Genomic DNA, 20,296 nt, shown 5'->3' with positions numbered 1-20,296 from the left:
TCAGTCTGCCTGATCGGTGCTTGCTCGTGCGCGACGCGGCGCCGGTCGGTCCTCCGGGTCGGGCAGGTCGTGGCGCTTGCGGCTGGGCTGCACCCGGCGCGGCTCCCCCGGCATCTTGGGGTGGTCCGGGGGGAAGTTGAGCTCGCCCAGCCCGCGCTCCAGGTCGGCCTCCCACAGCGCATAGGCAGCATCGATCGTCCCCGGCTCGGCGTGCAGGTCCTCCCACGCGTCACCGTGCTCGGCCAGCCACTCCGGCACGGTCCGCACCGTCAGCTCGCCCGGGCCGATCTGACCCAGCTGCTCCCAGGTCATCGGCACCGACACGGGGCCACCCGGCAGCACCCGCGGTGACCAGGCTGCCGCGAGCGTGCGGTCCCGGGTCGCCTGGTTGAAGTCGACGAAGACGCGCTGCCCACGCTCCTCCTTCCACCAGGAGGTCGTCACCAGGTCGGGCATCGTCCGCTCCAGCTCCCGGGCGACGCCGATGACGGCGTGCCGCACCTCGAGGAACTCCAACCGGGGCTCGATCGCGGCAAAGACGTGCACGCCGCGACTGCCGGTGGTCTTCACGAACGGCGTGAGCCCCACCCCCTCCATCACCTTCCGCAGGCCGCGGGCGACCTCCACCACGTCGGTGAAGCCGAGGCCGGGCTCGGGGTCCAGATCGATCCGGATCTCGTCGGGGTGGTCGTTGTCAGCGCTGCGCACCGGCCACGGGTGGAAGGTTACGGTGCCCATCTGCGCTGCCCACACGGCGGTCGCCAGCTCGTCGACCACCAGCTGTGGGTGGCTGCGCCCCGAGGGATAGGTCACCATCGTCGTGCGCACCCACTCCGGCACTCCCTTGGGCGGGTTCTTCGAATAGAAGACCTCCCCCTCGATCCCGTCCCGCACCCGCTGCAGCGTGACCGGCCGGTCGGCCAGCGCCCGCAGCAGCGGCTCCCCCACGGCCATCAGGTATGCCGCCAGGTTGGCCTTGGTGATGGCGCCGCCGTCGTCGGTGGCCGGCCAGACCACCTTGTCCGGACTGCTGAGACGCACCTCCCGCTCCCCCTCGGGGCCGGGGACTACCAGGATCTGAGGACTCGCCATACTGCGCGACGCTACCTGTGCCCCCTGACACTCGCGCGGTTTCCCTGACCGGCGCGGGACCGAACTGGACTTTGTGCGTCTGCGGCGTAATGTGGGGGAACTATGAGCGAGAACAAGACCTATGCCGTCACCAAGACGGACCAGGAGTGGCGTGACCAGCTGACGCCGCAGGAGTTTGCCGTGCTCCGCCAAGCAGGGACGGAGCGGCCGTTCGTCGGGGAGTTCACCGACACCACCACCGAGGGCGTCTATGCCTGCCGGGCCTGCGGAGCCGAGCTCTTCCGCAGCGAGACCAAGTTTGAGAGCCACTGTGGGTGGCCGTCCTTCTATGCCCCGCTGGCCGAGGACCGCGTGGACTACGTCGAGGACAACTCGCTGGGGCGCACCCGCACCGAGGTCCTCTGCGCGAACTGCGGTTCGCACCTGGGCCACGTCTTCGAGGGCGAAGGCTATGAGACCCCGACCGACCAGCGTTTCTGCATGAACTCCATCAGCTTGACGCTGGAGCCCTCGGGCCAGCCGGCCGCCCTCGCGGGCACGCCTGCCAAGAGCCAGACCGCCAGGTCCGGCGGCACCTTCTAGTCGACCACCAACACCCACGAGACCCGCTCCGGCTGTTGCTGGGGCGGGTCTTCTCGTAACCCTCGACCGTGGGCAGGCGTGTCGCGACCCGAGCTCAGGCCAGGCTCGCCACCAAGGCCGCCGCGTCGACCCGCTTGCCGGTGAAGAACGGGATCTCCTCGCGCACGTGCAGCCGTGCGTCGACGCCGCGCAGCTCCCGCATCAGGTCCACGATCCGGTGCAGCTCATCGGCCTCAAAGGCCAGCAGCCACTCGTAGTCCCCGAGGGCAAAACTGGCGATCGTGTTGGCCCGGACATCCTTGAAGTCACGCGCGGCCAGGCCGTGCTCGCGCAGCATCCGGCGACGCTCGTCCTCGGGAAGGACATACCACTCGTAGGAGCGCACGAACGGATAGACGCACAGGTAGTCCCCCGGCTCCTCACCGGCCAGGAACGCCGGGATGTGGCCGCGGTTGAACTCGGCCGGGCGGTGCAGGCCGACATTGCTCCAGACCGGCTCCAGCTGGGCGCCCAGTCCGGTGCGGCGCAGTCGCTGGTAGGCCGACTGGAGCAGGTCCACCGACTCGGCATGCCACCAGATCAGGAAGTCGGCGTCGGCGCGCAGCCCGGAGACGTCATAGAGGCCGCGCACCACGACCCCCTCGTCGGCGATGGCGGCGAGCAGCATCTCCAGCTCATGGGTCAGGTCGTCCCGGTCGTCCCCGAGCGGGGTGACGGTGCGGAACACTGAATACATCGCATAGCGGACCTCGCTGTTGACGCGGTCGGCGTCCGGCGTCGGGGTCTCGGCGGGCTCTGCTGCGGGCTGCTCAGTCATAGCGCCATTGTGCGTCGCTCCCCTGAGTGGCCGGGCACCGGGGTCTGAGGCGTATGCCGTGGGCGCGGTGATCTGTCCGCCCCACCTGGGCAGCCGGCTGGCTCGGTGGGCGGGCCAGCTGGCTCAGCCGGCCAGCACCTGGACGGCTGCGGCCCGGCCGCTGGCGATGCACGCCGGGACGCCCACCCCGTCATAGGCCGCGCCGGCGACCGCCAGGCCCGGTTGTCGGGCCACCGAGTCGAGCACGGCGGCGACGCGGTCTCGGTGCCCCACGGCGGCCTGCGGCAGCCCACCACCCCAGCGCTGCACGTGCGCGTCGAGGGGTGCGGGGAGGGTGCTGCCCGTGGCGTCGCCGAGGTCGGTCAGCGCCAGCTCGACCAGGACCCGGTCGAGATGCTGCAGCGAGGCCTCCTCCTGGTGCCGTCCCACCGAGGCTCGCAGCAGCAGCACGTCCTGGCCGTCTGGACCGGCATCGACCCCGTGGGCGCGCACCCAGTCCCACTTGTTCATGCTGAAGGTGGCGGCCTTGAGGAAGCGGCCGTCGCGCGGTGGCACCAGGAACCCGGACCCGGTCAGGTCCGGCGGCTGGTCGGCGGAGAAGGCGAAGGTCAGCACCGCCATCGATGCCGTCTCGACCCCGGAGAGGGCGTCGGCCGCGACAGGCGCTGCCTCCCGGAGCAGCCGGGCGGTGGGTGCCGGCGGCACGGCGAGGATGACGCGATCAGCGTCGTGCACCCGCGGGTCGGGGACCGGGCCGGTGACAACCTGCCAGCCTGTGGCCGTGCGGCGCAGCTCGCGCGCGATGGTGCCGCTGCGCACCGTCACACCACGCTCGGTCAGGCGCTCAAGCAGCGCCGCGGGGAGACGGTGCAGTCCCCCCTCGATGCCCGCAAAGACCGGCGGGCGAGGTGCCGTGGGGTCAGCCGGGACCGGAACGGCTCGCCCGGCTGCCGCCACGAGGGACTCCCCCGCGCGGGCGGCCGCCAGGAGAGCAGGTGCCGCTGCCGCGGCCGAGATGAGCCGCGCGTGTCCGGCATACACCCCGCCCAGCAGGGGCTCGACCAGGCGGTCGGACACGGCGTCGCCCAGCCGGCGCGCGACGAGGTCGCCGACCGAGATGTCTGCGGCGGCCAACGTCTCGGGGACCTCGGCGCGGATCCGGGACACCTCCTCGTCCGTGAGCAGACCCGCGAGGTCGTCCGGGTCTGCGGGGACGCCGAGCAGGGTCCGGCGCGGAACCGGGTGCAGTCGCCCACGGCTCCAGATCGCGGCGCGGGCACCGGTCGGGTGCACCAGCTCGTCCCCGAGGCCTGCCTCGTGGATCAGGTCCAGCGCCTCGGGTCGCCTGGCGAGGACCGACTCCGCGCCGACGTCCACGTGCACCCCGCCAACGGTCGCGCCCCGCAGCTTGCCGCCGGGACGGTCCCCGGCGTCGAGGAGGGTGACGTCGCGACCGTCCACGTGCTGGACGAGCTCCCAGGCCGCCGCCAGACCACTGATTCCGCCACCGACCACCAGATATCGCACGGGTGTTAGCCAATCACGTCCAAACAGAGACCGATTCGTGACCCCCACGGGTGGAACGCGCTGCCACGATCGGTGGTCACAGACGCAGGACTGCGCGTCCCGCCCCCGGCAACCGGTCGGCGACCCATCGATGAAGGGACGAAAGCCATGCTCCGCATCACCCCACGGCACGGCCGTTCGACGCTCGTGGCCGGCGCCATCGCCCTGGCACTGCTGGGCGGGTGCTCCGCCTCCTCGGACGACGCCATGGACGAACCGGCCCCAGCCGACAGCGCGGCTCAGGCTGAGGAGGCCGGGGCGGCCGACGCAGGCAGCGACGGGGCCGACCGAGACCTCGCCGGGGAGGACTCTCAGGCAGCTGCTGCTCCTGCGGCCGGAGAGGGAGAGTCCGGTGTCGACCCGGTGAGCCAGAACCTCCCGGAGGGCCGGATGATCGCCCGTGACGCCCAGCTCGGGATCGCGGTCGAGGACGTCAACGAGTCCGCGGCCCAGGTCCGGGCGGCTGCAGTCGCCGCCGACGGGTGGGTCGTCAGCGAGGAGCTCAGCCCCGACAACAGTGCTGAGCGGTTCGACGGTTTTGCCACCCTCGTCCTCTCGGTGCCCGGTGACCGGCTTGACGCGACCCTCGACCAGCTCGGCCCCACCGGCCGGCTCACCAGCAGGGTCATCACCAGCCTCGACGTGACCCAGGACTTCACGGACACCAGCGCCCGTATCGAGACGCTCGAGGCGAGCGTCACCCGGGTCCGCGGCCTGCTCGAGGACGCGGGAGGCATCGAGGACATCGTCTTCCTCGAGCGTGAGCTCGCCGACCGGGAGGCCGAGCTCGACGTGCTCAAGGCGCACGTCAAGGGTCTGGAGGCCGACGTCGCGCGCTCTTCGATCACCGTGCACCTCACCGAGACTGATCCGGCCGAAGCCGTGCAGCTGGCCCAGGAGGAGGAGCCGACCGGCTTTGCGGCCGGCCTGTCCGCCGGCTGGGACGCCTTCCTATCCGGGGTGGCCTTCGTGCTGACCGCGATCGGCGCGCTGCTGCCCTTCGCGATCGTGGCGGCGCTCATCCTCGCGCCGGTCCTGTGGTGGCGCCGCCGTCGGGCCAGTGCCGACCAGCGAGCCGCCGAGCCTGTGCCGGTCCCGTCGACGGAAGCCTGACCCGCCCTGTCGACGGAAGCCTGACCCGCCTGTCGACCGACGCCTGACCCGCCCTCAGGCTCGCGCGCGCAGCCAGGCGATGTCGGCAGCCTGCTCGGCCGCGCCTCCCGGGGTCTCCACGACCGCTGGGGCTCCGGCAGCCCGCACCACGTCCGCCACCGCGTCCCCCGCGATGTGACCGGCGCCCAGGTTGGTGTGCCGGTCAGCACCGGAGTCGAAGGCGTCGCGCGAGTCGTTGGCGTGGATCAGGTCGATCCGACCGGTGATCGACCGGACGCGGTCGACGACGTTTGACAGCTCGATCCCTCCCGCGTGGGCGTGGCAGGTGTCGAGGCAGAAGCCGACCGTGTCTCCACCCTCGGCCTGACCGATCGCCTCCCACAACCGGTCCAGGGCCTCGAGCCGGCGGGCCATGGCGTTGTCCCCACCAGCAGTGTTCTCGATCAGCACGGGGATCGGCATGTCCAGCCCGTCGATGCACTTGCGCCAGTTGTCGAAGCCCTTGGCGGAGTCCTCGTCCGCGCCGAGGTGACCGCCGTGCACGACGATGCCCTTGGCGCCGATCTCGGCAGCCGCGCTGACGTGCTGCTGGAGCAGCTTGCGCCCCGGGATCCGGATGCGGTTGTTGAGTGAGGCGACGTTGATCGGATAGGGCGCATGCACATAGAGCGAGACGCCCGCCTCCTCCGCCGCAGCCCTGAGGGCAGCCGGACCAGCGGCATACTCCACCACCGGCCCCTTATAGCTCTGCGGGTCGCCGAGGAAGAACTGGACCGCATCCGCACCGCGGGCTCGTGCCTCAGCGATGGGGTCGGTCTGACTGACGTGAGCACCGATCGGGTATGCCATGACCCCACCGTAGGCGTCGCTGCTGACAGTGGATGAGGTGCGCCTCGGCATACTCCCTCACCACCCGGCGTTGGGGTCGATGTGAGCACTCCTCCTCCCGTCCCGCATGATGTCCCCGTGGATCTGCCCCTCGAGCCCGACATGCCCCGCTCCGTGCTGGGCCTGGCGCGGATGACCCCGCGCCAGCAGCTGCGGGCCGGCCGACTCCCCCGCCGGCTCACCCAGCTGTTCGTCGGGCTCACCATCTTTGGGCTGTCCATGGCCATGCTCATTCGGGCCGGCCTGGGCATGATCCCGTGGGACGTCTTCCACTATGGCGTCGCGACCCACGTGCCTCTCAGCTTCGGCACCATCGCGATCCTGGTGTCGCTGGCGGTCCTGCTGCTGTGGATCCCGCTGCGCGAGGCGCCTGGTCTGGGGACGATCGCCAACGCGATCTGGGTCGGGCTGTCCGCGGACGCGGCGCTGGCTCTGCTGACTACACCTGACTCGCTCGTGCTCCAGGTGCTGATGATGCTGGGTGGCATCGTGCTCAACGGGGCAGCGACCGCGCTCTATATCGGTGCCCAGCTTGGGCCCGGGCCGCGAGACGGACTGATGACCGGGCTCGCGCACCGCACACGCTTCAGCCTGCGCCTGATCCGCACCGGCATCGAGGTGACCGTGGTGCTCATCGGCTGGCTGCTCGGGGGTGTGGTCGGGGTGGGCACGGTCCTGTTTGCCGTCTCGATCGGTCCGCTGACCCAGCTCTTCCTGCCGCCGCTGGTGGTGCAGCTGGAGCCGACGGCCAGCGAGGGCTCGGGCTCAGCCCAGTGAGTGCACCAGCTCGACCACGCGGGTGAGCACGGTCGGGTCGGTGTCCGGCAGGACACCGTGCCCGAGGTTGAAGATGTGCCCCGGTGCCGCCCGCCCCTCCTGCACGATCTCGCGGACCCGGCCCTCGATGACTGGCCACGGCGCAAACAGGAGGGCAGGGTCAAGGTTGCCCTGCACGGCATACTTCCCGTCCGTGCGAGCGACGGCATCGGTGAGGGAGAGCCGGTAGTCGACCCCGATCACATCCGCCCCTGCCGCCGCCATGTCGGCGAGGAGCTCGCCGGTGCCCACCCCGAAGTGGATCCGAGGCACCTGGTCGCCCACCGACTCGAGCACCGCACGCGAGTGCGGCTCGACGAAGCGCAGGTAGTCCGTCCGCGGCAGGGCCCCCACCCACGAGTCGAACAGCTGCACCATGGAGGCCCCGGCGTCGATCTGGACCTGCAGGAAGGTCGCGGCGATCTGGGCGAGGCGGTCACAGAGGGCCCGCCACAGCTCCGGGTCGCCGTGCATCATCGCCTTGGTCCGCTGGTGGTTCTTGGACGGCCCACCCTCGACCAGATAGCTCGCGAGAGTGAACGGCGCCCCGCTGAAACCGATGAGCGGGGTCGGACCCAGGGCGGCAACCAGTGCCCCGACCGCCTCGGTGATGTAGGGCACGTGCTCCGGCGTGAGGTCCGGCAGCCGGTCCAGGTCGGCACGGGTGGCGAACGGCTCAGCTACTACCGGTCCGACGCCCGCGACGATGTCCAGGTCGACCCCGACGGCCTTGAGTGGGACCACGATGTCGCTGAACAGGATCGCGGCGTCCACTCCGTGCCGGCGGACCGGTTGCAGCGTGATCTCAGTGACCAGGTCCGGGGTCGCGCACGACTCGAGCATGTTGGTGCCCTGGCGCAGCTCGCGGTACTCCGGCAGGGACCGGCCGGCCTGGCGCATGAACCAGACAGGGGTATGCCGTGGGCGCTGGCCCCGGGCGGCCTGCAGCAGAGCGCTCTGGCTCGGGTCATCTGTCGTCGCGGGTGTGGTGGAGGTGGTCACGGTGCGATCCTGCCACGCCCTGCTGACGGGTCCGGACGCCGTCGGCGTGGCCTGCCTGGTTCGACCGGTGGGGGGACCTACGCTGATCCGGTGGGTAGCCGCATACAGTCCGGGCGGCGCAGAGCGTCCGGAGGTGAGATCGTGCGTGAGGACTCGACCTTCGCTGAGGCGTTGACGTCGGTGCGCGCAGCAGTGCTGCGCCCTGAGGTCCTGATCGAGGAGGTGCCGGCGCCGACCCGCCTGGCGCCCTCGGCCCTCGCCCTGTCCGGCGAGGTGATCCCCAGCCGCAACGCCGACGACGAGCCGATCGCGACCGGCCGGTTCGTCGTGCTGCACGACCCGGCCGAGCCCGAACCCTGGGAGGGTCAGTGGCGCGTGGTCACCTATGCCAAGGCCACGGTCGAGCCCGAGGTGGGCCACGACCCCTTTGTCGGCACCGTCGGCTGGTCCTGGCTGACCGATGCGCTCGAGGCCCGGGGGCTGGAGTGGGCGGCCACCGCCGGCACCGTGACCTGCGTGCTCAGTGAGAGCTTTGGCGCCCTGGCTGAACGCGAGCCGACCGTCGAGATGGAGATCCGCGCCTCGTGGACCCCGCTGGACGGACGGATCGACGCGCACCTGCAGGCCTGGGGCGACCTGTTGTGCACCATCGCCGGCCTGCCGCCCCTGCCCGAGGGCGTCGTCGCGCTGCCCCAGCGACGCTGAGGTCGGTCCGCGATGACAGACTCGTCCACCGTGCCCCCCAACCAACCCGACTTCAACGACGGCTCTGCTGCCGTTTCGGACGCGGGGACGGGGCACGCAGCCGCCCCTGAGGAGCCAGCTGTCGTCGTCGCACCGCTGACCGCCCCGTCGGAGGGCGTGCCTGACGTCACGGCCGACGCGTCCGCCCTCGCGGAGGCGGTCGCGGCGCTGGCCGGTGGCACCGGCCCGGTCGCCGTGGACGCCGAACGCGCCTCGGGCTATCGCTATGGTCAGCGCGCCTATCTGGTCCAGCTGCGTCGCGAGGGCGCCGGCAGCTGGTTGATCGACCCGATCGCGGTGCCCGACCTGAGCCCGGTCAACGCCGCCCTGGCTGACGCCCAGTGGGTGCTCCACGCGGCGACCCAGGACATCCCGTGCCTGGCCGAGGTGGGGATGCGTCCCTCCTCCCTCTTCGACACCGAGCTCGGAGCCCGCCTCGCCGGGCTGCCCAAGGTCGGCCTGGCTGCGGTGCTTGAGCACTACCTCGGGGTCAGCCTGGCCAAGGAGCACTCAGCCGTCGACTGGTCGACCCGGCCCCTGCCCCAACCCTGGCTGCTGTATGCCGCGCTCGACGTCGAGCTGCTCGTCGAGCTGCGGGACGCGGTGGCTGCGGACCTGGCCGAGCAGGGCAAGGCCGAGTGGGCCGAGCAGGAGTTTGCCTTCGAGGCACAGTTCAGCACCGCCGGTCCGCGCCCGGACCCGTGGCGCCGCACCTCGGGCATGCACAAGGTCCGCAGCCGCCGCATCGCCGCCCACGTCCGCTCCCTGTGGACCACGCGCGACCTGATCGCCCAGCAGCGCGACGTCGCCCCGGGCCGAGTGTTGCCCGATGCGACCCTGATCGACCTGGCCGTGCGCCAGCCCCGGACCTCAAGCGCCCTGCTCAGCGACCGGTCCGTGGAGTCCGGCCGCTCCCGCCAGCGTCGCGCCAGCCAGGGGATCACGCGCTATCAACGACAGTGGCTGGAGGCCATCTCGGCAGCGCACGAGTTGCCGGAGGATGACCTGCCGGAGCTGGCGCGACGCAACGACTCCCCACCGGCCGCCCGGATGTGGGCCGACAAGGACCCTGTGGCCGCGGCCCGGCTGGCGCAGGTGCGTGCCGGGCTTGCCGAGCTGTCCGAGTCGGTGCGCGTCCCGATCGAGAACCTGATGACTCCCGAGACCCTGCGACGCGTGCTCTGGACACCGCCCGAGGCCTTCGATGCGCCCTCCGTCGACGCCGCGTTCGCCGGTCACGACGCACGGCCCTGGCAGCGTGACCTGGTCACTCCCCTCGTCGTCAACGCTCTGCGCGAGATCCCCGACGCCGACTGATCGGCGCGGTCGCCACCCACGCCACAGCCTGCGCACCCAGACTGCGACACAGCCTGCGCCAGACCCACGTCGGCCCCAGAGTTCACCTGCACGCTAGGGCCGTCCACCCCCGGCGTGTCGTCGGCCCCAGAGTTCACCTGCACGCTGCAGCCGCCCGTCCCTCGGCCGCTCGCGTCTGTGTCGTCCCAACCGTCCCGACTCGCGCCGACACACCCGCCGACTCACCCGCGATCCGGTTCCTTATCTCATATGTGATCTACAGTAGTTCGATGACTGAGAGCTATCTGTCCCGCATCGGCGCACTGATCCGGGACGCCCGCCGGCACAAGGATCTGACCCAGGCCGAGCTGGCAGCCCTCCTCAACACCAGCCAGTCGGCCGTCGCGCGCATCGAGCAGGGCAAGCAGAACCTCTCCCTCGAGATGTTGGCCCGCATCGGGGAGAGTCTGGACTCCGAGATCGTCTCCGTGGGCAGCGCGCTGCCCCAGAACCTCCGCATCAACGGCGGCAAGCGCCTCTCCGGCGAGATCGACGTGCGCACGTCCAAGAACGCTGCCGTCGCCCTCCTCTGCGCCTCCATGCTCAACAAAGGCAGGACCACGCTGCGCAACCTGGCTCGCATCGAGGAGGTCAACCGCATCGTCGAGGTGCTGTCCAGCATCGGCTTCAAGATCCGCTGGCTGCAGGACTCCTCCGACCTCGAGATCATCCCGCCGGCCTCGATCGACCTGGCGGCCATAGACGAGGCGGCGGCCCGCCGCACGCGCACCATCATCATGTTCCTCGGCCCGCTGATGCACGAGTTCCACGACTTCGAGCTGCCGTATGCCGGGGGTTGCGACCTCGGGACCCGCACCGTCGAGCCGCACATGGTGGCACTGCGCCACTTCGGCATCGACGTCACGGCCACGATGGGCAGCTACCACGTGACCGTCGACCCTGACCGGCGCCCCGGCCGCCCCATCGTGCTGACTGAGCGCGGCGACACCGTCACCGAGAACGTCCTGCTCGCCGCTGCCCGACACCCCGGCACGACCGTGATCCGCAACGCATCCTCGAACTACATGGTCCAAGACCTGATCGTCTTCCTGCAGCAGCTGGGCGTGACCATCGAGGGCCTGGGCACGACGACGCTGACCGTCACCGGTGTCGAGTCCATCAACCAGGACATCGAGTACTCCCCCTCCGAGGACCCGATCGAGGCGATGAGCCTGTTGGCGGCGGCCGTGGTGACCGGCAGTGAGATCACCATCAAGCGGGTGCCGATCGAGTTCATGGAGATCGAGCTGGCGGTGCTGGACACGATGGGGCTGCACTACGAGCTCTCCGAGGAGTATGTCTCGGCCAACGGCCACACCCGTCTGGTCGATCTGAAGACCATCGAGGGGCCGCTCAAGGCGGCGATGGACAAGATCCATCCGCTGCCGTTCCCCGGGCTCAACATCGACAACCTGCCCTTCTTCGCGATCATCGCAGCGTGCGCCGAGGGGTCGACCCTGATCCACGACTGGGTCTATGAGAACCGCGCGATCTATCTGACGGAGCTGACGACCCTGGGCGCCAAGGTGCACCTGATGGACCCGCACCGCGTCATGGTCGAGGGCCCCACCAAGTGGCGTGCTGGCGAGATCATGTGCCCGCCGGCGCTGCGTCCTGGCGTGGTCATCCTCCTGGCGATGCTCGCGGCCCCGGGCGAGTCGGTGCTGCGCAACGTCTATGTGATCCACCGCGGCTACGAGGACCTGGCGACGCGGTTGAACAACCTGGGCGCCGACATCCAGACCTTCCGCGACATCTGACCCCCCTTTTGGGATAGGTGCGGGTGGGCTACTTCACGGAGCCGGCGAGGACGCCCTGCTGGAAGTAGCGCTGGAACGAGAAGAAGACCACCAGCGGCACCACCAGGGACAGGAAGGCGCCGGTGGCCAGCACGTCGATGTTGGACCCGAACTGCCTGGTCTGGGACTGCAGCGCCACCGTCAGCGGCGCCGCCGAGCTGTCGGCGAAGACCAGCGCGACGAGCATGTCGTTCCACACCCACAGGAACTGGAAGATCCCTAGCGACGCGATGGCCGGCAGGCCGAGCGGCAGGACGACGCTGCGGAAGATGCGCCACTCCCCCGCCCCGTCGAGCCGCGCCGCCTCCATGAGCTCGCGCGGGACCCCGGCAAAGAAGTTGCGCAGCAGGAAGACTGCGAACGGCAGGCCGAAGGCGACGTGGAACAGGATCACCGAGATGCGTGAGCCATAGATGCCCACGTCTCCGAAGAGGTTGGCGACCGGGATCAGCGCCACCTGCACCGGCACGACGAGCAGCCCGACGATGACGATGAACATCCAGTCCCGTCCCGGGAACTCCATCCACGCGAAGGCATAGGCCGCGAGGGAGGCCACCAGCACCACGAGCAGGGTCGCCGGGATGGTGATCCAGACCGTGTTGAAGAAGGCGTTGACCATGCCGTCGTTGTTGAGCATCTTCTGGTAGTTGTCGACGGTCAGCTGCGCCGGCTTGGTCAGCGCCGTCCACCAGCCGGTGGTGTTGTTGTCCTGCGCCGTGCGCAACGACGCGACGAACAGCCCGATCGTCGGCATCAGCCAGAAGACCGCGATCAGGGCCAGCACGACGGAGACCATGCCCCGGCTCAGGAACTCGCTGACGCGGGACCCGACGCTCGGCTTGCGCACCGCGGGGGTCGACCTCTCCTTGAGGTCGACGTCCTCGGGCACTGCGGCGGCCCCGCCGCCGGTGGCGACACTCATAGCTGCTCCTGCCGGAACCGACGGATGTTGAACAGCATCGCGGGCAGGACGAGCAGGAAGAGGAAGACGCCGAGGGCACTGCCCATCCCGAAGTCCTGCGCGCCGCCGAACGACACGGCCCACATCTGCACCGCAATGACGTTGGCCGCCGAGGCCGACGAACCTGGCGCGATAATGTAGATCAGGTCAAAGATCTTCAGCACGTTGATGATCATCGTCACGAGGACCACCGTGAGCACCGGTGCCAGCAGCGGCACCGTGATCAGCCGGAAGACCTGCCACTCGCTGGCCCCGTCGATGCGCGCGGCCTCCAGAGCGTCGCGCGGGATCGAGGAGAGCCCGGCGCCGATGAGGACCATCGCAAAACCCGCCCACATCCAGACGTATGCCGTGATGATCGAGGGCGTGACCAGTCCCGGGCCGAGCCACGAGACACCGCGGAACGGTGGGGCGAAGTTCTCGGCCGGCAGCACGATCTGGACCACGCCGGAGTCGAGTCCCTCCAGGGTGAACTGACCGCTGTCGTCGGTCGTGGCGTCCGCCACCACCTCCCCGTCACGGACCGCCTGGACCACGACGCCCGGCAACGCCGCCTCTCCGTCGTCGATCTCACCGGGTGTCCCGCCCCCTCCGCGCACGAAGTCGAACCACACCGTGCCGGTGACCGTGTCCGCCGCGGCCTCCCCGGGTGGGGTGGCGAGGGTGGGTTCCTCCGGAAGTTCATCGGCACCCACGCCGACGAGCGGGATCTGCAGGACGGTGCCCGGCTCCACCTGCGCGGCGGAGGCAAATCCGCCCGCGTCCGCGGCGGGCAGGGCCTCGGCGTCCCGGGGTCGCGCGCCGGGATACTGCGACGAGTCGTTGAAGATGTCGTGCACGCTGGTCACGATGGCGTTGGCCAGGCCGCGGTTCGGGTCCTCCTCATAGACCACCCGGAAGATGATGCCGGCGGCCAGGAACGAGATCGCCATCGGCATGAAGACGACCAGCTTGAACGCCGTGCTCCACCGGATCCGCTCGGTCAGCACCGCAAAGATCAGCCCAAGGACGGTCACCAGGATCGGCGCGACGATCACCCAGATCAGGTTGTTCTTCAGCGCCGTGAACGTGTCCGGGTCGGTGAAGATGCGCTGGTAGTTGCCCAGCCCGATGAACTCCTTGCCGGTGCGGTCGAACAGGCTGCGCCACATCGAGTAGACGATGGGCCACAGCACGAGGGCCAGGAGCACAGCCGACGCGGGGGCCAGGAAGACCCAGGCCAGCCAGCGACCCTCCTGGGCAGGTCGAGAGCGCGGCCGGGCGCGGGTTGGCCCCGCACCCGACCGCGTCTCGGTCGTGGTGTCAGTCACGCGTATGCCGTCCGCTCACCTGCGAAGGTCAGCGCCCGTAGGCTTCGCTCGCGTTGGCCTCCAGACTGTCCATCGTGCCCTGGACGTCCGTCGGGTCACTCAGGAAGTCGGTCAGGTCCTGCCACATGCCAGCACCCGGGGTGCCACCGAACGCCGACGGCATCTGGTCGGACATGTCGAAGCGGAACGCGTCGCCCGCCGCGATCAGGCCCTCTGCGATCCCGCGCGACAGGTCATCGGGATAGAGCGAGGTGTCCACGCTCTTGTTGGGCGAGGTGAAGCCGCCCTCGGTGACCCAGATCTCGGCCGCCTCCGGGGAAGCCAGGTAGGTCATCAGCGCCATCGTGGCCTCGGTGTCGGTGAAGGCCACCGCGACGTCGCCACCACCGACCACGGCGGGGGCGTCACCCACTGCCGGGAACGGGAAGAAGTTGGCGTCCTCCCCCACGACCGAGTCGGTCTCATCGTTGATGACACCGGCCACGAAGTCACCCTCATAGACCATCGCGGCGTCACCGCTGCTGAAGACCGTCGTCACCGAGGTCGGGAAGTCGTTCTGGAGGGCACCGGGGACCACGAAGCCGTCCGCGCCCCAGATCTGCGCCAGGGTGTTGAGTGCCTCCTCGACCGAGGGGTCGGTCCAGGGGATCTCGTGGTTGGTCAGCTGGTCATACATCTCCGCCCCCGCCTGGGACAGATAGACGTTCTCGAACCAGTCGGTCAGCGTCCAGCCGTCGGCACCGGCGATCGACCACGGCGTCACGCCGGAGTCGGAGACCGTCTGCGACGCAGTCACCATGTCGTCCCAGGTCGCCGGTGCAGTGACACCGGCAGCGTCCAGGGCCTCCACGTCATACCAGACCGTCGACTTGTTGGCCGCCTTGAACCACACGCCATAGAGCTCTCCGTCGACGCTGCCGAGGTCCTTCCAGACCGCGTCGTAGTTGGCGTCGATGTTGGCCTCGACGTCGGTCGTCAGTGGCTGCAGGGCGTCCTGTCCTGCGAACTCCGAGAGCAGGCCGGGCTGGGGCAGCATGGCGACGTCTGGAGGGTTCCCACCGGCCACGCGTGGTGTCAGCACCGGGGCGATGTCGTCTCCGGTGGAGGTGTACTGGATGGTGGCCCCGGTCTCCTGCGCGAAGGCGTCCAGCACGAGGTTGAACCGCTCCTCCTCCGTGCCGGTCCAGACCGCAGCGACCTCGAGCTCCTCGCCCGACAGGTCGGGCAGCGCCAGACCGCCCTCGTCCGGATCGGTGGTGGCCTCCGTGTCATCGTCGGTGGCGGTGTCGTCGCCAGTGTCGGCGGGGGGCTCTTCGCTCGTGTCCTCGGCCGACGTGTCGTCCTCGGCAGGGGTGTCGGTGCCCGTGTCGCCTCCGCACGCGGCCAGGGCCAGCACCATGGCGGTGGCCGAGACGATTCCGATAGATCTCTTCACAATGAACTCCTTCGAAGGCTGATCCTGCGGTATCCCCCAACGTAGCCACGTTCGGTCGACCTCAGGTCACGTTTGCGCAACATTCGTCGCGGGCGTGCCGTCGGCTAACGTGCCCGGTGTGAGCCACACCGCCTATCTGGAGCACAACGGCCCCATCCCGCTCGCGCACCGGGGCTTCAGCACCTCGGGGCTGGAGAACTCGATGGCCGCCTTCCAGGCCGCGATCGACCTCGGCTTCCGCTATCTGGAGACCGATGTCCACGCGACCGCGGACGGCGTGCTGGTCGCCTTCCACGATGCGAGCCTGGACCGGGTCAGCGACGGCACCGGGGTCATCGCCGCGATGCCGTGGGAGCAGGTCGCTCGCGCCCGCATCGGCGGCACCGAGGAGATCCCGCGCCTGGAGGAGATGCTGCACACCTGGCCGCAGGCCCGGTTCAACATCGACATCAAGTCGGCCGGTGCGATCGGACCGCTCGTCAGGGTGATCGAGCGGACGCGCGCCCACGACCGGGTCTGTGTCACATCGTTCTCGGACGCGCGGCGGCGACTGGCGGTGCGCCGCCTCACGCGTCCCGTGGTCACGTCGGCCGGTCAGGCCACCACGGCTCGCTTCCGGCTGGCGGCGACGACGTTCCGAGCACGGCCGGGGGCAGGCATCCGTCGCCGGGCCGCTGCGGTGCGGGCCGCCCTGCATGATGTCGATGGTCTCCAGGTGCCGGTGAGCTTCCGGGGCGTGCCGGTCGTCACCGCCCAGACGGTCGCGGCCGCCCACGCCGCCGGCAGGTTCGTGCACGTCTGGACCATCAACGACGAGGCCGAGATGCACCGCCTGCTCGACCTCGGGGTGGACGGCATCGTCAGCGACCGCGCCGACCTGCTAAAGCAGGTCCTGGTCGCGCGCGGCCAGTGGTCCTGATGGCGCCGGCAGTGCCGGGCGCGCTCACTCCTGCTGACCGCGGCGCCCGTCGCGGGGGCGGACCAGCGCGATCAGGGTGACCCCGGACCCGGAGACGTCCGACTCCTCCGTCACTACCGAGGCTCTGGCCCCGTCGTGGGTGAACAGGAGCACGGCCTCGGGGTTGCGCTCCAGGTAGTGCTCGAGGGTGAAGGACTCGGTCAGCTGGGTGCGGCGGACCACCATGCCGTCCTCGACCCGCTCCTGCAGCTGCTCGTGGGTCAGGGCCGGGCGGAACGGCGCGCGTGCCGAGAACTTCTCCGAGCTGCTGGTGCGGCTGGCCCGCTTGCGAGCAGGTTCCGTCACCGTCATCTTCCGAGCAGGTGCTGTCACGCTCTGCTTCAATGCGGCACTCGCGCGCTCGGCCGACGTCCCCGACGCGCCGTTGCCACCCGATGCCTTCCCCGACGCGCCGTTGCCACCCGATGACGTCCCCGACGCGCCACTCCCGCCCGATGACGTCCGTGCCCCGTCGGCCTCCCCCGCGGGCGCCTCGACGTCCTGGCGACGCAGCTGATAGACGTTCGCGCTGCCCAGCGTGTGACCGAACTCCCGCGCGGCGCTGCTGTTGGTGCCGTCGTCGTTGGTCGCGGCAATGAAGCTGCCGATCCCGGCGAGGTCCAGCTCGTTGATCGCATAGTCCGACAGGATGTTTGACCGCTCGGTGCGCACGCCCTCCATCCGCGCGCGGTGCAGCTCGCCGATGTCCTGACTGACCAGGATGGTCGGCACGTTCACCTCGCCCAGCGCCCCCGCGGCCTGGCGCACCCAGCCCTGGGAGCCGGCGAAGACCACGCCGTGCGGGTTGGCCGTGGCCAGCCCCAGCCGCTCGGCCAGCCGCCCCACGCCCAGGCCATAGACCGCGACGGACACCACGATGGTGACGAACACGAGGGGCACCATGCCCTCGGCCTCGGCCGCCAACCGGGCCAGCGCCTCCCCCCGGCGACCGTCCACCACCTCTGCCGCATGCTCCAGCTCGAGCGCAAAGATGCTGGTCACCGCCGCCGCGACGATGCCTCGCGGCGCCATGCCGGACAGCAGCAGCCGCTCCTTGCGGGTCGTCTCCGTCCCCATCAGACCCAGCCAGATGCTGACGGGGCGCACGACCAGCATGAGGATCGCGACAAACACCAGCGCAGTTGGCAGGATGTCGAGCACCTGCTCCGGGGTGACCCGGCCGGCCAGGATGATGAAGAGCACGCCGATCAGGAAGACCTGGAGGTGCTCATAGAACTCCTTGACGTGCTGCAGCGCGAGTCTGGGTCGGTTGCCGAGCACGATGCCCAGGACCGTCACCGTGAGCAGCCCGCTCTCGGCCTGGATCATGTTGGAGCCGACGAGTCCGGCGGCCGCCACGGCGATGAACAGCGTGCCCTGCAGATAGTCAGGCACCAGGTGGCGCACCATCACGAACTCCACGATCACGGCCAGCACCAGCGTGAAGACCAGTGCCACCCCGACCGACGTGAGCAGGGTCAGCACCGCGGTGCCGAACGCGTCCTCGCGGTTGCCCACCAGCACCGCCTGATAGACGAGCAGGGCCAGGATCGCGCCGATCGGGTCCACCACGATGCCCTCCCAGCGCAACAGCGAGGAGATCCGCCTCGTGGGGCGCAGCTGACGCAGGATCGGGTTGATCACGGTCGGCCCGGTGACCACCAGGATCGCCCCGATCAGGAGCGCGAGCTGCAGGTCCAGACCCACCAGCCAGCCCGTGGCGGTGATCAGCGCCCACGCGATGAGCACCGTCACCGTGCACAACCGGATCACTGGTCGCCCCAGGTCACGCACGTCCGCCAGGCGCAGCGTCAGGCTGCCCTCAAAGAGGATGATGCCGACTGCGAGGGACACCCCGGCAAAGAGCACGTCGCGGCCCAGCACCTCGTCCGGGCTGACGACCATGCCGCCGAGGAATCCGGCGACGAGCAGGACGAGGATCGAGGGGATCCGCAGTGCCCAGGCCAACCACTGGGCGAGGGCGCCCACCACCAGGACGGCACCCAGATAGACCACTGGCTCCATGCGACTCCCCGTCTAGCTTCGGCTCAACACACGGGCAGAGTTGACCAGGCCGACATGGCTGAACGCCTGAGGGGTGTTGCCCAGGTGCCGACCAGTCACCGGGTCGTGCTCCTCGGCGAGCAGGCCGAGGTCGTTGCGCAGACCGAGCAGGCGCTCGAACAGGTCGCGGGCCTCCCCGGTCCGGCCGATCCCGTGCAGGGCGTCGGCGAGCCAGAAGCTGCACAGCAGGAAGGCGCCCTCGTGACCCGGCAGCCCGTCCACGCCGTGCTCGGTGCGATAGCGCAGCAGGAACCCCTCCTCCGACAGCTCGCGCTGCACGGCCTCGACGGTGCCGACCACGCGCGGGTCGGCATACGGCAGGAAACCGACCCTCGGGATGAGCAGGAGCGCCGCGTCCAACCCGGGCGAGCCGTAGTGCTGCGTGAAGGTGCCGCGGTCAGCGTCGAACCCCTCGCGGCACACCTCGGTGTGGATCTCCTCGCGCAGCGCCCGCCACCGGTCGACCGGACCCTCGAGACCGAAGTGCTCCACGGCCTGGATCCCCCGGTCGATGCCGGCCCAGGCCATCACCTTGGAGTGCACGAACTGCTGGTCTGGCCCACGGATCTCCCACAACGACTTGTCCGGCCGACGCCAGTTGCCCTCGAGGTAGTCGAGCAGCGCCAGCTGCAGGTCCCAGCCCGCGGTGACGCCGGCCAGACCCGCCTCGCGCGCCACATGCAGTCCGTCGAGCGCCTCTCCCCACACGTCCAGCTGGAACTGGCTGGCCGCCCCGTTGCCGATCCGCACCGGCGAGGACCCCTCATAGCCCGGCAGCCAGGGCAGCTCATACTCCGTGAGTCGGCGCGTGCCGTCGATGGAATACATGATCTGCAGGTCAGCCGGATCGCCCGCGACAGCGCGCAGCAACCAGTCCCGCCAGGCCCCGGCCTCAGCGAGGTAGCCCGTGCTGATCAGCGCCTGCAGGGTGAAGGTGGCATCACGCAGCCAGCAATAGCGGTAGTCCCAGTTGCGTGAGCCACCGATCTCCTCGGGCAGCGAGGTGGTCGCGGCCGCCACGATCCCGCCCGACGGCGCATAGGTGAGCCCCTTGAGCGTGACCAGCGAGCGCACCACCGCATCGCGCCACTCGCCGTCATAGTCGGCCCGACTGACCCACTCGGTCCAGAACGCCTCGGTCCGGCGCAGCTCCAGCTCGGCGTCCCGGCGGGCCGGTGCCGGCTCGTGCGAGGGGTGGTAGGTCAGCAGGAACGGGATGCGGTCCCCGGCCGACACCTCGAACTCGACCTCGGTGGTCAGGTCGCGGCCGTGCAGCTCGACGGGGGTGTCCAGCCAGACCGAGTCGGGCCCGGCGATCGCGGACATCTGGTGGCCGGTGTGGTTGACCCACGGGATGATGTGGCCGTAGTCGAAGCGCAGCCGCAGGTCGCTGCGCACCGGCACCCGACCGGAGATCCCCTCGACGATCCGCACGACATCAGCGGCACCGTCACGCACCGGCATGGCGTCGATCACCCGCACGCTGCCCTCCGGGGTCTCCCACTCGGTCTCCAGGATCAGGCTGTCACCGCGATAGTGCCGGCGGGTGCAGCTGCCACCCGCGGAGGGCGCGATCCGCCAGAAGCCGTGGTCGTCGGTGCCCAGCAGCTTGGCGAAGCAGGCACCAGAGTCGAAGCGCGGCAGACACAGCCAGTCGATCGACCCGTCCCGCCCGACCAGGGCCATCGTCTGCAGGTCGCCGATCACTCCGTAGTCCTCGATGCGCTGGCTCATGCACCCACGGTGTCAGAGTCCTCGGCGTCCGGCACGTCGAGGTATGCCGGCGCCTCCCC

Annotated in this window: 17 protein-coding genes; 7 read left to right on the top strand and 10 right to left on the bottom strand. The window is 70.1% G+C overall.

Going from position 1 to position 20,296, the window contains the following annotated elements; all coding sequences use genetic code 11:
• On the bottom strand, positions 1-1,092 hold the full coding sequence (ligD, locus tag NF557_RS07325) for a non-homologous end-joining DNA ligase (RefSeq protein WP_252623131.1): 1,092 nt from the start codon (positions 1,090-1,092) through the stop codon (positions 1-3).
• Between the two features lie 102 nt (positions 1,093-1,194).
• On the opposite strand from ligD, the gene msrB reads away from it, so the two are divergent.
• A complete protein-coding gene (gene msrB / locus NF557_RS07320) occupies positions 1,195-1,674 on the top strand; it encodes a peptide-methionine (R)-S-oxide reductase MsrB (RefSeq protein WP_252623129.1) in 480 nt (159 codons plus the stop codon).
• A 94-nt stretch (positions 1,675-1,768) separates the two neighbouring features.
• Here msrB and hemQ read toward each other — a convergent pair whose 3' ends face one another.
• Both hemQ and hemG read right to left on the bottom strand, forming a co-directional pair.
• Complete coding sequence (gene hemQ / locus NF557_RS07315) at positions 1,769-2,491, bottom strand: hydrogen peroxide-dependent heme synthase (protein WP_252623127.1); 723 nt, start codon at positions 2,489-2,491, stop codon at positions 1,769-1,771.
• A gap of 123 nt (positions 2,492-2,614) precedes the next feature.
• A complete protein-coding gene (gene hemG / locus NF557_RS07310; protein ID WP_252623125.1) occupies positions 2,615-4,018 on the bottom strand; it encodes a protoporphyrinogen oxidase in 1,404 nt (467 codons plus the stop codon).
• A gap of 147 nt (positions 4,019-4,165) precedes the next feature.
• On the opposite strand from hemG, the gene NF557_RS07305 reads away from it, so the two are divergent.
• On the top strand, positions 4,166-5,170 hold the full coding sequence (locus NF557_RS07305) for a DUF4349 domain-containing protein (protein ID WP_252623123.1): 1,005 nt from the start codon (positions 4,166-4,168) through the stop codon (positions 5,168-5,170).
• Positions 5,171-5,224: 54 nt separating this feature from the next.
• Here NF557_RS07305 and NF557_RS07300 read toward each other — a convergent pair whose 3' ends face one another.
• Positions 5,225-6,019, bottom strand: coding sequence for a deoxyribonuclease IV (locus tag NF557_RS07300; RefSeq protein WP_252623116.1), 795 nt, complete (start codon positions 6,017-6,019; stop codon positions 5,225-5,227).
• A 141-nt stretch (positions 6,020-6,160) separates the two neighbouring features.
• Here NF557_RS07300 and yczE point away from each other — a divergent pair, with 141 nt between their 5' ends.
• Positions 6,161-6,835 carry a membrane protein YczE gene (gene yczE, locus NF557_RS07295; protein WP_252624004.1) on the top strand — a complete coding sequence of 225 codons (675 nt, stop codon included), beginning with the start codon at positions 6,161-6,163 and terminating at the stop codon, positions 6,833-6,835.
• Here yczE and hemE read toward each other — a convergent pair.
• Entirely contained in the window at positions 6,824-7,876 is a 1,053-nt protein-coding gene (gene hemE, locus NF557_RS07290; RefSeq protein WP_252623114.1) for a uroporphyrinogen decarboxylase, read from the bottom strand. The two genes, yczE and hemE, sit on opposite strands and share 12 nt — an antisense overlap.
• 141 nt (positions 7,877-8,017) lie before the next feature.
• Here hemE and NF557_RS07285 point away from each other — a divergent pair, with 141 nt between their 5' ends.
• The 3 genes from NF557_RS07285 to NF557_RS07275 all read left to right on the top strand — a co-directional run bounded on the left by NF557_RS07285 (position 8,018) and on the right by NF557_RS07275 (position 11,736).
• Positions 8,018-8,581, top strand: coding sequence for a DUF3000 domain-containing protein (locus tag NF557_RS07285; RefSeq protein WP_252623113.1), 564 nt, complete (start codon positions 8,018-8,020; stop codon positions 8,579-8,581).
• Positions 8,582-8,611: 30 nt separating this feature from the next.
• On the top strand, positions 8,612-9,937 hold the full coding sequence (locus NF557_RS07280; protein WP_252623111.1) for an HRDC domain-containing protein: 1,326 nt from the start codon (positions 8,612-8,614) through the stop codon (positions 9,935-9,937).
• A gap of 269 nt (positions 9,938-10,206) precedes the next feature.
• Positions 10,207-11,736, top strand: a complete 1,530-nt coding sequence (locus NF557_RS07275; protein WP_252623109.1) for a helix-turn-helix domain-containing protein — start codon at positions 10,207-10,209, stop codon at positions 11,734-11,736.
• Positions 11,737-11,764: 28 nt separating this feature from the next.
• On the opposite strand, the gene NF557_RS07270 is transcribed toward NF557_RS07275, so the two are convergent.
• From NF557_RS07270 to NF557_RS07260, 3 genes are read right to left on the bottom strand one after another with little or no spacing between them, the layout of a single operon-like run.
• Positions 11,765-12,697, bottom strand: coding sequence for a carbohydrate ABC transporter permease (locus NF557_RS07270; RefSeq protein WP_252623107.1), 933 nt, complete (start codon positions 12,695-12,697; stop codon positions 11,765-11,767).
• The gene (locus NF557_RS07265; protein WP_252623105.1) at positions 12,694-14,046 is read right to left on the bottom strand and encodes a carbohydrate ABC transporter permease; all 1,353 of its coding nucleotides are present in this window, start codon (positions 14,044-14,046) and stop codon (positions 12,694-12,696) included. Before NF557_RS07265 ends, NF557_RS07270 begins: the two co-directional genes overlap by 4 nt.
• A 28-nt stretch (positions 14,047-14,074) precedes the next feature.
• A complete protein-coding gene (locus tag NF557_RS07260) occupies positions 14,075-15,481 on the bottom strand; it encodes an ABC transporter substrate-binding protein (RefSeq protein WP_252623103.1) in 1,407 nt (468 codons plus the stop codon).
• Between the two features lie 118 nt (positions 15,482-15,599).
• Here NF557_RS07260 and NF557_RS07255 point away from each other — a divergent pair, with 118 nt between their 5' ends.
• Positions 15,600-16,400: a glycerophosphodiester phosphodiesterase family protein gene (locus NF557_RS07255; protein ID WP_252623101.1), complete on the top strand. Its 801-nt coding sequence runs from the start codon at positions 15,600-15,602 to the stop codon at positions 16,398-16,400.
• A gap of 24 nt (positions 16,401-16,424) precedes the next feature.
• Here NF557_RS07255 and NF557_RS07250 read toward each other — a convergent pair whose 3' ends face one another.
• Both NF557_RS07250 and NF557_RS07245 read right to left on the bottom strand, forming a co-directional pair.
• Entirely contained in the window at positions 16,425-18,464 is a 2,040-nt protein-coding gene (locus tag NF557_RS07250) for a cation:proton antiporter (protein ID WP_252623099.1), read from the bottom strand.
• A 12-nt stretch (positions 18,465-18,476) separates the two neighbouring features.
• Positions 18,477-20,237, bottom strand: a complete 1,761-nt coding sequence (locus tag NF557_RS07245; RefSeq protein ID WP_252623097.1) for a glycoside hydrolase family 15 protein — start codon at positions 20,235-20,237, stop codon at positions 18,477-18,479.
• Positions 20,238-20,296: the final 59 nt, after the last annotated feature.

It is taken from the genome of Ornithinimicrobium cryptoxanthini, from assembly GCF_023923205.1.
Classification (GTDB): domain Bacteria; phylum Actinomycetota; class Actinomycetes; order Actinomycetales; family Dermatophilaceae; genus Ornithinicoccus; species Ornithinicoccus cryptoxanthini.
Note: the sequence above shows the minus strand (reverse complement) of the source record. Positions and strands in the feature narration are given on the sequence as shown.

What these genes read in the sequence shown, in the direction of transcription:
- ligD (WP_252623131.1), bottom strand. Translation starts at nt 1,092, where the DNA reads ATGGCGAGTCCTCAGATCCTGGTAGTCCCCGGCCCCGAGGGGGAGCGG.
- msrB (WP_252623129.1), top strand. Translation starts at nt 1,195, where the DNA reads ATGAGCGAGAACAAGACCTATGCCGTCACCAAGACGGACCAGGAGTGG.
- hemQ (WP_252623127.1), bottom strand. Translation starts at nt 2,491, where the DNA reads ATGACTGAGCAGCCCGCAGCAGAGCCCGCCGAGACCCCGACGCCGGAC.
- NF557_RS07305 (WP_252623123.1), top strand. Translation starts at nt 4,166, where the DNA reads ATGCTCCGCATCACCCCACGGCACGGCCGTTCGACGCTCGTGGCCGGC.
- NF557_RS07300 (WP_252623116.1), bottom strand. Translation starts at nt 6,019, where the DNA reads ATGGCATACCCGATCGGTGCTCACGTCAGTCAGACCGACCCCATCGCT.
- yczE (WP_252624004.1), top strand. Translation starts at nt 6,161, where the DNA reads ATGCCCCGCTCCGTGCTGGGCCTGGCGCGGATGACCCCGCGCCAGCAG.
- NF557_RS07275 (WP_252623109.1), top strand. Translation starts at nt 10,207, where the DNA reads ATGACTGAGAGCTATCTGTCCCGCATCGGCGCACTGATCCGGGACGCC.
- NF557_RS07270 (WP_252623107.1), bottom strand. Translation starts at nt 12,697, where the DNA reads ATGAGTGTCGCCACCGGCGGCGGGGCCGCCGCAGTGCCCGAGGACGTC.
- NF557_RS07250 (WP_252623099.1), bottom strand. Translation starts at nt 18,464, where the DNA reads ATGGAGCCAGTGGTCTATCTGGGTGCCGTCCTGGTGGTGGGCGCCCTC.
- NF557_RS07245 (WP_252623097.1), bottom strand. Translation starts at nt 20,237, where the DNA reads ATGAGCCAGCGCATCGAGGACTACGGAGTGATCGGCGACCTGCAGACG.